The organism is Pyxidicoccus trucidator (assembly GCF_010894435.1).
In the GTDB taxonomy this organism is placed as follows: Bacteria; Myxococcota; Myxococcia; order Myxococcales; family Myxococcaceae; genus Myxococcus; species Myxococcus trucidator.
In genome coordinates this window covers 46,937-61,337 of record NZ_JAAIXZ010000027.1, presented here as the reverse complement: position 1 = coordinate 61,337, position 14,401 = coordinate 46,937, and the positions used below count along the sequence as shown (strand labels likewise).

The 14,401-nt window shown below is 73.2% G+C and carries 2 protein-coding genes; both read left to right on the top strand.

Going from position 1 to position 14,401, the window contains the following annotated elements; translation table 11 throughout:
• Position 1 precedes the first annotated feature (1 nt).
• Positions 2 to 1,933 (top strand): DEAD/DEAH box helicase, encoded by a 1,932-nt coding sequence (locus G4D85_RS44275; RefSeq protein WP_164020381.1) that lies wholly within the window; start codon positions 2 to 4, stop codon positions 1,931 to 1,933.
• Between the two features lie 128 nt (positions 1,934 to 2,061).
• Entirely contained in the window at positions 2,062 to 14,340 is a 12,279-nt protein-coding gene (locus G4D85_RS44270; RefSeq protein WP_164020379.1) for a tetratricopeptide repeat protein, read from the top strand.
• Positions 14,341 to 14,401: the final 61 nt, after the last annotated feature.

Genomic DNA, 14,401 nt, shown 5'->3' with positions numbered 1-14,401 from the left:
CGTGCCTCAGGAGAATGGAAGCGGTGGGCCGCGCCCCGGTGGGCGTGGTCGTGATGGGGGTGCGCCGGGCCAGGGCCCGCGCCGTGATGGCCCGGGTGGCGGTGGTTTTGGCGGCGGGGGCTTCGGTGGCCGTGGTGGTGGCCCCGGTGGTCGTGGCGGTCCCGGTGGCCCTGGTGGGCGTGACGGAGGCCGCGGCCGGAGAGATCGCGACGAGGGCCCTGTTGGCCCCGGCCAGCGTGTCATCTCCGAGCTGAGCACCCTGGAGAAGGCGCTCTCGAAGACGGACTTCGTGGCGGAGAAGGGGCCCCTGCAGGCCATCGTCCGCTCGCTGCGGCCCATGCGCCTGAAGTCCCTGGACGACCTGGACCTCAACACGCGTGGCCGTCTCATCACCACGCTGCTGCGCGTGCAGCGCCAGCCGAAGCCGCCCGCCCCCGAGGCGTCGGCTGCTCCGGCCGAGGGTGCTGCCGCTCCGGCGGAGGCCGCTGCTCCGGTGGAGGCTCCCGCCGAGGCCGCTGCTCCAGCCGAGGGTGAGGCCGCGGCTCCGGCCGAGGGCGAGGCTCCGGTCGAGGGCGCTGCCCCCGCCGAGGCCGCTGCCCCCGCGGCGCCCGGGGTGGACCTGGCCAAGGAGAAGTTCGACGCCTGGACGGACGTGATGTTCCTGGTGGGCCAGGCCTGGCGCGCGGCGGGTGACCGCGAGCGCGCCGAGACGGCCTTCGCCGCCAGCGGCCGCCAGCCGGGCCCGGAGACCGAGGAGGCCGCGCCGGCGCCCCGGTCCGAGGAGCGCCGTGAGCGCGGGGCCCGTCCCGAGCGGGGCGAGCGACCCGAGCGTGGGGCTCGTCCTGAGCGGGGCGAGCGTCCCGAGCGCGGTCCGCGTCCGGAGCGTCCGCCCCGGGGCGAGCGTCCCGAGCGCGGCCCCCGGCCTGAGCGCCCCGAGCGCCCCGAGCGAGGTGAGCGACCGCTGCCCGAGCTGACGGGCACCTGGCAGGAGCAGGTGGCACAGCTGGAGGCCATGGGCCGCACCCGCGACGCGGGCCGGCTGCATGAGCGCAACAACTCGTTCGCGGACGCCGCGCGCCTGTTCGAGGCGGGCGGGGACCTCAAGAGCGCCCTGCGCAACGCCCTGGCCGCCGGCGACAACGACATCGCGCGCCGGCTGGTGGGCACGCTGCCCCCGGACCAGCTCGCTCCCACGCTGGAGAAGGCCGGTGCCTACGAGCTCCTCATGGAGCACTACGTGGGCAAGGGCGACTTCGAGAACGTGGCCCGGCTGTACGAGCGCGCCCGCCAGTTCGACCAGGCGGCGCTCGCCTACGAGCGTGCCGGCAAGCTCACCCTGGCGCGCAAGTCGTACGAGCGCTCCCGGGACATGGCCAGCGCCAACCGCATCCGCGGCCTGGAGGTGAAGGGCCTGGTGGAGCGCGGTGACAGGCTCGGTGCCGCCACCCTGCTGGTGGCGGTGGGCCAGCGCCGTGAAGCGGTGGAGGTGCTCAGCCCCCTGCCGCCGCCCAAGGCCTTCCACTTCATGCAGCGGCTGAAGCTGGACGACGAGGCGAAGGAGCTGGCCCAGCGCGAGCTGGCCCGTGCCGAGGCGGAGCAGAAGCCGGCGGGCCGTGCCCGGTGGCTGGAGCTGCTCGGCGAGACGGCCTCCGCCGCCGAGGCCTGGGAGGGTGCCGGCCGCAAGGACAAGGCGCTCCCCCTGCACGAGAAGCTCGGCAACACGGCGCGCGCCGCCCAGCTCGCGGAAGAGCTGCAGCAGCGTGACAAGGCCATTGCCCTCTACACGCAGCTGGGTGACACCGCCGGTGTGGAACGGGCCAACGCCCTTCCGGAGACGCCGACGGTGGCCCCTCCTCCCGCTTCTGACGCGGCGGACGGTGGAGAGTCGGGCGAGGGTGGTGAGACGCCCCCGGCCGCTCCCTCGGCTGAGTAGCAAGAAAGCCAATAATTCCCGCCGTTTGGCGGGTTTTGCATGATTGCTCGGGGGCGCTTGTGACCGGTAGAGTTCCGGTCGCTGGCGCCCCCGCTGCGTTCCATTCCATTCCCAAGGCCCGCCTCCCCATGCAACAGCCCACGCCCCCGCGCCCCACGCTCCGAGTGTCCGATGACCGGACCTTCGTCGAAGCTGAAGCCGCCCTCGAGAAGGCCGGCCGTGTGGAAGAGCTGATCCGCCTCTACGAGGGGCGCTCCCGAGACGTCCCCGCCGATGAGGCGGTTCGCCTGCTGTGCCGCGCGGCGGAGCTGGCCCACGAGCGGCAGCGCAACGCGCCCCGCGCCGAGGAGCTGCTCAAGCGAGCGCAGCTGGTTGCCAAGGACCCGCTGCCGGCGCTGCGGGGCCTGAAGCGGCTGCACGAGACGCGGCAGGACGCGGCGTCGCTGGCGGACGTGCTCGAGCGGCTGGGCGCCGCCACGCAGGGCGAGGAGGGCGCGGGCCACTACCTCAAGGCGGCGGACCTCTACGAGCAGAAGCTGTTCCGCCGCGACAGGGCGGTGCTGTGCCTGCAACGCGCGGCGCGGGCGAAGCCGGACCGGGCCATCTTCCGGCGCGTGCGCCAGCTGCTGCTGTCCGAGCAGCTCTTCCAGCCCGTCTTCGAGGCGCTGGAGCGCGAGCGTGAGGCGCTGGGCGACGCGGGCATGGCCGAGGAGTACGCGGCGCTCGCCGAGAAGCTGGTGGACGACCCCACCGAGCACGCGCTGGCGCACAAGGTGCTGGAAGTCGCCCGGACGCTGGAGCCGCAGAACGCGCGCGTGGAGAAGGCGACGCGCGCGCTGCAGCGCTTCGAGCACACGTGGCGAGACCGCGTGCGGATGCTGCGCAGCATGTCGCTGGAGGAGCGCGACCGGAAGAGCGCGGCCCGGCTGTCGCTCCTCGTGGCGAAGCTGTTCGCCTGGTACGACGCGGGCGCGACGGGCAAGGTGAAGGAGGCGTTGGACCGCTGCTTCCTGCTGTGGCCGGGCATGCCGGAAGGCCTGTCGCTGATTGAGAAGCTGGCCGAGCGTGCCGGCGGCGACTTCGCTCCGGCGATTGCCCAGATTGAGGCGATGGCGGGCGAGGTCAAGGACCGCGGCGCGCAGGTGGACCTGTGGCTGCGCGTGGGCACGCTGCGGCTGGGCAAGCTGAACGACGGGGACGGCGCGCTCGCCGCCTTCGAGAAGGCCGTGGCGGCGGACCCGTCCCGCGTGGACGCGGCGAGCCTCACCACCGAGCTGCTGCTGGAGAAGGGGCGCGCCTCGGACGCGGTGGCGGTGCTGGAGCGCTACCTGGCCACGGTGAAGGACAAGGGGGCGCAGGCGGCCATGCGGCTGCGCCTGGCGGAGCTGTGCCTGACGCAGCTGAAGGACGCCACGGCGGCGCGCACGCACCTGGAGGCGGCGCTGAAGCTGGACGCCACGCAGGCGCTGGCGGCCTTCCAGCTGGCGCGGCTGCTGGCCGAGGACGAGGAGCTGGAGGCGGTGGTGCCGCTGCTGGACCTGGCGCTGCTGGCGCCGCGTCCGCGCTCGGAGCGGGTGGCCTTCTGCGAGGCGCTCGCGCTGATGTTCGAGGAGAAGGACGACGCGCGCGGCGCCTTCGAGGTGCTGGCGCGGGCGCTGGAGCTGGACCCGGGGCGCCCATTGCTGCTCGGCTCGGTGATTGAGCACGCGGAGAAGGCCCAGGCGCAGCCCGCGCTGGCCCTGGCGCTGCAACGCGCGGCGCAGGCGGCCCCGCTGCCCGAGGTGGCGGCGCAGCTGTGGCGCCAGCTGGCGCAGCTCCTCCAGGGGCCACTGGCGGACCCGTCGCGCGCGGAGGCCGCGTGGCGCGAGGTGCTGGCGCGTGCGCCCGGTGACGCGGCGGCGGCGGAGGCGGTGAAGTCGCTGCAGTCGGCGGCGGCGCTCGCGGACGACCCGCAGGCCCGCCTGGAAGCGGACGTGTCCCGCCGCGAGGCGGCCGGCGCGGCGCCCGAGGAGCTGGAGCCGCTGGTGCGCCAGCTGGTGCAGCTGGCGCCGGAGGACCCGTCGGCGGTGCAGCGGCTGCAGGCGCTGTGCGTGGCGCTGTCGAAGTTCGACGAGGCGGCGGCGCTGGCAGGCCGGCTGGCGGGGCTGGCGGAGACGCAGCTCGAGCGCAACGAGTGGATGGCCCGGCAGGGCAAGCTGTACGCGGAGCGGCTGGGCCGGCAGGAGGACGCGTCGGACCTGTTCCTCGGCCTGCTGGCGGAGAACGTCTCCACCGGCGTGGTGGTGGGCGGGCTGGAGCGGCTGGCGGCGGCGGGCGTGCGCACGCTGGAAATCGCCGAGGCGCTGGCGGCCCACTACGGCCGCACCGGTGACCACCAGCGGCAGGTGGCGGCGCTCCAGCAGCAGCTGGAGTCCACGACGGAGGCGGCTGAGCGCAAGCGTCTGTTCGCGCTGCTGGCCAGCATCCATGAGAAGCAGCTCGCCGACAGCCGCGCCGCCTTCGACGTCCGGATGCGCGCCCTGCGCGAGGACCCGAAGGACGAGAGCGGCCGCGCGGAGGCGCTGCGGCTGGCGCGCGACCTGTCGGCTCATGCGGAGCTCGGCCGCGTGCTGCGCACGCTGGCCTCCGAGTCGGAGGACCTGGCGCTGGCGGTGCCGCTGCTCACCGAGGCCGCGACGCTGACGGAGGAGGGCGGGCTGGCGGCGGAGGCGATTGCCGCGCTGGAGGCGGCGGTGGGCCGCGCGCCCGAGTCGAACGCGGTACTTCAGCGGCTGGTGAAGCTGTACGGCCGCGCGGGTCGGGCGGCGGACGCCGAGGGGCTGCTGCGCAAGCGCATCCAGGGCGCGCGCGGGCCGGAGCGCCTGCAGCTGCTGCTCCAACTGGTGGACCTCAACACGGAGCTGGGGCGTCCCGCGCAGGCCGCCGAGGCGCTGCAGGGCGCGCTGTCGCACGGCGCCGAGGAAGGGCGGCACCTGCCGCGCCTGGCGGAGCTGTACGAGAAGGCCGGCCGCACGCGCGAGCTGGGCGACACGCTGGCGCGGATGATTGCCCTGGCCGAGTCGGCCGGTGAGGCGGACAAGGTGTCGCGCCTGAAGCTGCGCCGTGCGCAGCTGCTCCAGGGCTCGCAGGACGGCAGCGCGGAGGCGGTGCAGAGCTACGCGGACATCCTCACCCAGCGCCCCACGGACCCGGACGCGCTGGCCGCGCTGGAGGCCATGCTCGCCTCCGGCCCCGCGCGTGAGGCCGCGGCGCGGGTGCTGGTGCCCGCCTTCGAGCGCACCAAGGACCACCGCAAGCTGGTGGCCACGCTGGACGTGCTGGCCGAGGTGGCGAAGGACGACTCCGCGCGCGTGCAGGCGCTGCGGCACGCGGCGCAGGTGCATCTGGCGCACCTGCGTCAGCCGGAGCTGGCCTTCGCGTCCCTGGCGCGCGCCCTGCGGCTGGCCCCGGGTGACGCGGGCCTGCGCTCCACGGCCCGGCAGGCGGCGGAGGACGCGGACTCGCTGGACAGCTACGCCGAGATTCTGGCCGAGCTGGCGGAGGAGGGCGACGTGGGCCCGGCGCGGCTGGCGCTGCTGCGCGAGCTGGCCGAGGTGCAGGAGAAGAAGCTGGACGACAAGGCCGGTGCGGTGAAGGCCCTCCGCGCGCTGCTGGCTCTGGAGCCCGGCAACCTGGACAGCCTCCGCGCCCTTCAGCGCCTGCACCGCGCGGGCGAGGAGTGGGCCGCGCTGGCCGAGGTGCTGGAGAAGCTGGCCGCCGTGACGGTGGAGCCCACCGAGCAGCTGGTGTTCCTGCGCGAGGCCGCGCTGCTGCACGAGACGCGGCTCACCGACAAGGAAAGCGCCGCCGCGGCGTGGCGCGCGATTGCCGAGCGGGACACGGCGAACCGCGAGGCCGCGGCCACGCTGGACCGCCTCTACACCGAGGGCGGGAAGAACGAGGACCTCGCCTGGGTGCTGGCGCTGCGCCGCAACCAGGAGGGGCAGAGCCCGCAGGGCCGCGAGGTGTCGTTCCGCTTGGCGGAGCTGCAGCGCACGGTGCTGGACGACCCGAACGCCGCGCTGGGCCTCTACAAGCGCATCCTCGCCGAGGACCCGGGACACCCGGGCGCGCGGGCCGCGCTGGAGGCGTGGGTGAAGGCGGCCGTGCCCGCGAGCGGCGCGGCGCTGGAAGTGCTGGACCCGGTGCTGGCGCAGGTGGGCGACCATGCCCGCCGCGTGGCGCTGCGCGAGGCGCGGATGGAGTCCGCCCTCACCGTGGAGAAGATCCTCCTCGCGGGAGAGGTGCGCCGCATCTACGAGCGCGACATGCACCAGCCGTCGCTGGCCTTCATGTCGGCGGTGAAGTCCTTCGCGCAGGGGTTGGATCGGGACGGCGTGCGGCCGGACCTGGAGCGGCTCGGGCGCGAGACGGGCTCGCACGAGGTGCTGGCGGAGATCTACGAGACGGCGGCGGTGGAGCTGACGTCCGGTGACCCGGCCGCGCTGGACCTGCTCCGGCGGGCGGCCGAGGTGCGCGAGTCGCTGGACCAGCCCGAGGAGGCCACGCGCCTCTGGAAGAACCTGCTGGCCGACGCGCCGCAGGACCGGCAGGCGCTGGAGGCCCTCTCGCGACTGTACGAGAAGGGCCAGAACGCCAAGAGCCTCTCCGAGGTGTATGCGCGCCAGGCGCAGCTGTCCGCGGACCCCGAGGAGCGCGTGGGCCTGATGCTCAAGGCCGGCGAGGCGTACGCCAACTCGGGTGAGGACGCGAAGGCGATTGAGACCTACCGCTCGGCGCTGGCGCTGCGGAAGCTGCCCGAGGGGCTGCTCGCGCTGGAGAAGCTGTACGCGAAGACGCGGCGCTTCGCGGAGCAGGCGGACGTGCTGGACCAGCTCGCGGACGGGGCGGCGGACGACAACGCGCGCCGGGGCTGGCTGCTGAAGCGCGCGCAGCTCCTGGAGAAGGAAGTGGGCCCCGCCGAGTCGCTGCCGGTGTACCGTCGGCTGCTGGAGTTGGCGCCCGGTGACGGCCAGGTGGTGGCCGGCCTGGAGCGACTGATGGCGCACGACGGCCCGCGCGTGGAAGCGGCGCGCCTGCTCGAGGCCGTCTACCGCGGCATCAACGACTCGCGGAAGCTGGTGGAGGTGCTGGAGGTGCTGCTGCCCGGCGTGGCTCCGGAGCGCCGGCTGGAGCACGTCCAGGAGATTGCCACCCTGCGAGAGGCGCTGGGGCAGACGTCGCTCGCCTTCGTCGCGCGCCTGCGGGCCTTCAACGAGTTCCCCCAGGAAGCCGCGGTCCGGGACGAGCTGGAGCGGCTGGCGGCGGACTCGGGCTCCTTCGAGGAGGTGGCCGGGGCGTACGAGGACCAGTTGGAGCGCGACACGCAGGAGCCGCTGGCCGGCGACCTGTGGCGGCGGCTGGCGGCCATCTACGACAACCGCCTCAAGCGCTACGACCTCGCGGTCCGTGCGCTGGAGGAGGTGAGCCGGAGGGATCCGAAGAACAAGGGTGTGCTGGAGTCCATCGCCCGCGTGCACCGCCGCACCGGCGCGCACCGTGAGCTGGCGCTCATCATGCGCCGGCAGGTGGCGGCGGAGCCCAACGCGGCCACGCAGGTGAATCTGCTCTTCGAGCTGGCCCACCTGGCGGAGGAGACGCTGGCGGACAAGTCGCTGGCGGCGCAGGCGTACCGGGAAGTCCTCGTCCTGCGGCCGGAGAACGGCAACGCGCTGAAGCTGCTGGGCCGGGTGCTCGCGGAGACGGAGCGCTGGCCGGAACTGGCGCAGCACATCGAGCGTGAAATCCAGCTCGCGGACGCGCGCGGCGCCCAGGAAGAGGCGTCCGACCTGCGGGTGCGGCTGGGCCGTCTCAAGGTGTCCCGCCTGGATGACCCGCGCGGCGCGCTGGAGCTGTACCAGGCGGTGCTGGCGCGCCGGGCCGGGCATGCCGGCGCGGTGGGCGCGCTGGAGGAGATGGCGCGCTCGGACAGCCCGTTGCGTGGCGCCGCGGCCAGCCAGCTGGAGCCCATCTTCGCCTCGGTGGGCAACCACCTGAAGCAGGTGGAGATGCTGGAGTCGCGCTCCTCGGCGGAGGCGGTACCCCAGGAGCGCGCCGCGCTCCTGCGTCGCATCGCCGAAATCTACGCCGGCCCGCTGGAGAACCCGGAGATGGGCTTCGTTTCGGCGACTCGCGCGCTGCGCGAGCTGCCGGACGACCTGCGCTCGCTGGAGCTGTGCGTCTCGCTGGTGGACAAGGCGGAGGCGCCCGAGGAGCTCGCCTCGGTGCTGGTTGAAGTGGCCATGAAGGCGGCGGACGCGTCCCGCGCCGAGCTGTACCGCGCGCTGGCCCGCCTCCAGACGGACCTGGGCGAGCAGGCCGAGGCGCTGACCGCCTGGAAGCGCGTGCTGGAGCTGCGGCCCTCGGACACCGAGGCGCTGGACGGCACGGTGCGCCTGGTGGCCTCACAGGGCAAGCCCACGGAGCTGCTGGAGGTGCTGCGCCGCCAGCTCGCCGTGGCGGAGGAGCCGTCGCGCCGCGCCGCGGTGCTCTTCCAGATTGGCACGCTGCAGGAGGAGCAGCTCAAGGACTCGCTGGGCGCGCTGGCCACCTTCCGGCGCCTGCTGGAGCTGAAGCCGGACGACGTGCCGACGCTGGAGCGCATGGAGGCGCTCTGCCAGAAGCAGGAGCGCTGGCCCGAGCTGGCGGACGCGCTGGCGAAGCGCATTGCCCTCCTCCCGCCCGAGTCCGGCCTGGAGCTGAAGTTCCGCCTGGCCTCGGTGCGCGAGACGCGGCTGATGGACAAGACGGGCGCGCTGGCGCTGTACGGCGAGGTGCTCGCGGTGCAGCCCAACCACCCGGGCGCCGTGGGCCGCATGGAGGCCATCGTCACCCGCGAGCCGCAGAACCTGCTCGCGGTGGAGACGCTGCTGCGCGCCTTCCGCGCCAGCGGGGACGTGCCGCGCCTGGCGCAGGTGATTGAGACCCGCGTGGGTGTGTCCACCGACGCCTCCGAGCGCAAGGCGCTCCTGGGCGAGCTGGCCACGCTGCGCGAGTCGCAGGGCGAGTCGGAGCTGGCCTTCCTGGCCCTCTTCCGCGCCTTCAAGGAGGACCCCAACGACGGCGAGGTGCGCCGCCGGCTGGAGAACGCCACCGACGCCTCCGACAGCTACGACGAGCTGGTGGCGGCGTACGAGGAAGCACTGCCGCGCGTGGCCGAGGCCGCGGACGCTGCGCAGGTGTGCCTCAAGCTGGGGCAGTTGCTGGAGACGAAGCTGCGGGACTCGGACCGCGCGGTCTCCTACTACGAGCGCGCGCGCACGCTGCACCCGGCGGTGCAGGACAAGGCGCTGGTGGCGCTGGACAGGCTGTACCTCCACCTGGAGGCGTGGCCGGAGCTGGCCGGCATCCTCGAGGCGCTGGTGACGGGGGCCACCGAGCCCGCGGACCGGCTGGGCTACCTCTTCCGCCTGGGGCAGCTCTACCAGGAGCGGCTGGACAGTCCGGACCGCGCGGCCGGGGCGTACGAGGCCATCCTCAAGCAGGAGCCGGCGCACCTGGCGTCCGCGAGGCTGCTGGAGGGCATCTACGAGAGCGCCGGCGCGTCCGAGAAGCTCTACGCCATCCTGAAGCTGCAGGCGGACAAGGTGGTGGGCGCCGAGCGCGACCGCGTGCTGGGGAAGATGGCGCAGGTGTCCTCCGAGGGCCTGTCGGACCTGGGCCGCTCCATCGACCTGTACCGCGAGCTGCTGGCGAAGAACTCGCGCAACGAGCAGGCCTTCTCCGCGCTGGAGTCGCTGTACGAGCGCGCCGACCGTCCGCAGGACCTTCGCGAGCTGCTGGAGGGCCGGCTGGCCGTGACGCTGGACCCGCGCGAGGTGGTGCGCCTCAACGAGCGGCTGGGCCGGGTGGTGTACCGCCTGCTGAAGCAGCCGGAAGACGCGGTGCCGTACTTCAAGGCCGCGCTGGACAGGGACCCTCGCCACCGCGGCGTGCTGGACACGCTGCGCGAGCTGTATGACGAGACGGGCCAGCGCGAGGAGCTGGTGGGCGTGCTGCGCCGGCTCGTGCCCCTGCAGGAGAACAGCGAGGGCGTGAAGGCGCTGCGCCTGCGGCTGGCCGAGGTGCTGGCCGGCATGGGCCGCCGCGAGGAGGCGCTGGACGCGGCACGCCGCGCGCTGGAGGTGGAGCCGCACCACGTGCCGGACCTGGAGCGCGTGTATGCGCTCTTCGAGTCCCTGCGCGCCTGGAACGACGCGGTGCGCGCGCTGGAGCTCAAGGTGCAGGTGCACCTGGCGGCCGAGGAGCGTGAGCGCGCGGTGGCCGCGTACTTCGCGGTGGCGGACCTGTGGGAAGGGCAGGGCGGCAAGCCCGAGCAGGCCGCGGGCGCGCTGGAGAAGGTGCTGGAGCTGGACCCGGCCAACCGCACCTCCTACGAGCGCGTGCGCGGGCTGTACAAGACGCACAACGACTGGCGCGCGTACGCCACGGTGATGGACCGCTACATGCCCAACCTCGTCACCGACGAGGAGAAGCTGGCCTCGCTGCGCGAGCTGGCGCGGGTGCAGGAGGAGCGGCTGGGCCAGAAGGACGTGGCCTTCCTCGCGCTGTGCCGCGCGCTGCAGCTGGACGCCTCGGACGACACGCTCCGCGAGGAGGTGGAGCGGCTGGCGGACGAGACGGGCAGCCACGAGGAGCTGGCCGCGGTCTACGAGGAGGTGGCGGACGAGCTGCCTCGTGGCGCGCTGGCCGAGCGCCTCTACGCCACGCTGGCGCGCGTGCACGACACGCGGCTGGACGACCCGCAGGCCGCGGAGGGCGCGTTTCGGAAGATTCTCGAGTTCGACCCGACCAACGCCACCGCGCTGGACGGGCTGGCCGCGGTGTTCCAGCGGCGCGGGCGCGACAAGGAGTACGTCGTCGCGCTGGAGCAGAAGCTGGAGGCCGCCGGCTCGATTGAGCAGCGCAAGGGCATCCTCAAGGAGATTGCCCGCGTCTGGGACGAGAAGCTGGAGGACCCGGCGGAGGCCGCGAGCGCCCTGCTGCGCGCGCTGGAGCTGGAGCCGGACGCGGAGACGCTGGGCGTGCTCACCACGCTGTACCGGCGGCAGCGCTCCTGGCCGGACGTGGCGTCCTCGCTGCTGCGTGCGCGAGACCTGGCCGACACGGCCGAGGAGCGGGCCCGCATCCAGGTGGAGGTGGCCGGCGTCTACGAGCGAGACCTCGGGGACGACGAGGCCGCGGTGTCCGCCTACCGGCAGGCGCTGGAGCTGGACCCCGTCAACCGCACCGCGCTGGAGGCCCTGGAGCAACTGCACACGAAGCTGGACCAGCCGGCGGACCTGCTCGCCGTCTACGAGAGGATGCTGGAGCTGAGCGAGGACTGGCGCGAGAAGGTCCGCGTCCTCTTCCGCAGCGCCACCATCTGGGAGGACAAGTACCAGAACCCGGCCAACGCGGACGTCTGCGTGGAGGGGGTGCTCTCCATCGACCCGCAGAACGTCCAGGCCATCAAGGCACTCATCCGCCTGCGCCGGACGCAGGGCCGCTGGGAGGACCTCATCTCCGCGTACGAGCGGCAGCTCTCGCTGGCCACCAGCGTGCAGGAGCAGGCCGAACTCTACGTGGACATCGGCAACGTCCAGTACCAGCAGCTCAAGGCGCTCGACAAGGCCGTGAACAGCTACCACGCGGCGCTCGCGGCTGACCCCGCGTGCCGTCCGGCGCTGCACGCGCTGGGCAACCTGTACGAGCGCAGCGGCAACTGGCCCTTCGCGCTGGAGATGCTGGCGAAGGAGGCGGAGCTCGCCGGCCAGACACCGAACGCGGTGGAGCTGTACTACCGCCTCGGGAAGATCAACGAGGACATGCTGATGGACTCCGGCAGCGCGCGGAGCGCCTACCAGCAAGCCCTCGCGATTGACGCGGGCCACCTGCCCAGCATCCGCGCCCTCAAGGGCATCCAGGAGCAGGAGAAGGACTGGAGCGGCTACGAGCAGACGCTGCGCCAGGAGGCGGAGCAGACGGAGGACCCGGCCGCCAAGGGCCGCGCGCTGCTGGACGTGGCGCGCTACCACGCGGAGACGCGCGAGGACCGCGACACCGCCACCGGCTACTGGCAGGAGGCCCTCAAGCACATTCCGGACAGCCTGGAGGCCGCGCGCCCGCTGGCGGACGTCTACATCGCCCGCGAGGACTGGGCCTCCGGCGAGCGGATGCTGGACATCGTCACGCGGAAGATGGCGGAGAAGGCGATGGCGGAGAAGGACGCCGTCACCGCCGCGGACCTCTGCCGCCAGCTCTACCGCCTGGGCTACGTGGCGGAGAAGCTGGGCCGTCGCGACAAGGCCCTGAGCTGCTACGAGAAGGCCTACGAGCTGGATGCCACGTACCTGCCCGCGCTGGAGGGCTACGGCAACCTCCTGGTGCAGACGCGCCGCTACGAGGGCGCGCTCAAGGTCTTCCAGACCATCCTCATCCACCACCGCGAGGAGCTGACGGACCTGGAGGTGGTGGAGGTCTACTGGCAGATTGGCGACATCCACGCCGCGCTCGGCCAGGCGGACCGCGCGCAGAACCACTTCGAGAAGGCGCTGGCCATCGACCCGGGCCACGAGCCGACGCTGCGCGCGCTGGTGGTGCTGATGGACAAGGCGGGCCAGTACGAGAAGTCCGCCGAGCTGCGTCAGCAACTGGTGAGCGAGCTGGAAGGGGAGGCGAAGGCGAAGGTGGCGCTGGACCTGGGCCGCATCGCTCGAGACCACCTGCACGACCCGTACATGGCCATCGACGCCTTCACCACGGCCCTCAAGGCGCAGCCCGACGCGCCCGAGGTGATGGACCAGCTCTACGTGCTGCTGCGCGAGACGCGTCAGGGCCAGAAGGCCGCGGACGTGCTGGCGCGGATGCTGGCGCTGCCCGCGCTGGGCATGGAGCCGCACAAGGCCAAGCGCGTCTGGTTCGCGCTGGGCGAGCTGCGCCGGGATGACCTGAAGGACGTGGAGGGTGCCACCCAGGCCTTCAACGCGGCCCTGGACCTGGACCCGCGCTTCGTGGAGGCCTTCAGCGCGCTGGAGGCGATGCTCGGCGCGGCGCGCCAGTGGAAGCCGCTGGAGGAGAACTACACGAAGATGCTGGGCCGGCTGCCCAAGACGCCGGAGACGCACGTGGCGCGCATGGCGCTGTGGCGCGCGCTCGGCGACCTGTACCTCCAGGTGCTCAAGCATCCGGAGGGCGCGGTGGCCGCCTACGGCGTGGCCGCCAAGGGCCTGCCCGACGACGCGACGGTGCAGGAGGCCTTCGCCGACATCGCCGGGCAGCTTCCGGGCCGCGAGGACGAGGCCATCGCGGCGCTGCGCCGCGCGCTGCCGAACACCACGGACCCGCGCAAGGTGTGCGGCCAGCTGGTGCGGCTGTGCGCGGTGCGCAAGGACTACGACGGGGCGTGGCTGGCCGCGCAGGCGGTGGCGGGCCTGCTGGGCGAGGCGGGTGAGGACGAGCAGGAAATCCTCACCAAGCTGGGGCCCTACGCGAAGAAGAAGGAAGCGCTCGAGCCGCGGCCGCTGAACGACCAGCTCTGGCACAACCACCTCTTCCACCCGAAGACGCGCGGCCCGCTGGCCGAGCTGATGGGGCTGCTCTTCGCGAAGACGGGCCACCTGTACGCGGTGCCCTACCAGCAGTACCAGCTGGTGCCGAAGAAGCACCGCATCGACGTGGCCAGCGCGCAGGAGTACCACGTGCACCACTACCGGTACGTGGCGCGCATGCTGGGCATGGACGCGGTGGAACTGTACTCGCCCTTCCTCGTGGCCACGCGCGAGCGCATGGCCAAGCGCTCCAACGAGCCGGCTCCCGAGCCGCTCATCAACACGGAGCTCCTGCAGACGCACCCGGCCTGCGTGCGCGTGGGTGGCAAGTACTTCGCGGAGCAGGGACAGAAGGAGGTGTACTACCTCCTGGGCCGCACCCTGGCGCTGGCCCGTCCGGAGCTGGCCTTCAGCCAGCGCGTGGCGGTGGAGCGGCTGGAGGCCATCCTCCAGGCGGCCCTCAGCCTCGTGGTGGGCAATGTGCGCATCGCCGAGGCGCAGCACCTGGTGGAGCCCGAGCGGCGCCTGCTGGAGAAGAGCCTCAACGAGCCGGACCGCGCGGCGCTGGCCAAGGCGGCCCGGGCCTGGCTGCCCACGGCCACCCCCCAGGCCGTCCGCCAGTACCTGGAGGGCGCTGAGCTGACGGCCGCTCGCGCGGGACTCTTCGCCGCGGGGGAGATGGAGCCGGTGCGCCGCATGGTGCAGGGTGAGACGGGGTCCGCCTTCCGCGTCCCCGTGCGCACCAAGCTCCGGGAGCTGCTCGTGTTCGCCACCTCCGAAGACCTGCACGAACTGCGCGTCGCTGTCGGCACCCACGTGGAGGTGCAGGTGCGCAAGTAGCGACAGAACCCGGGGAAGGGTTCACGCGTTGATTAGCAGCCGGGCGGGCGTGGTACCCATT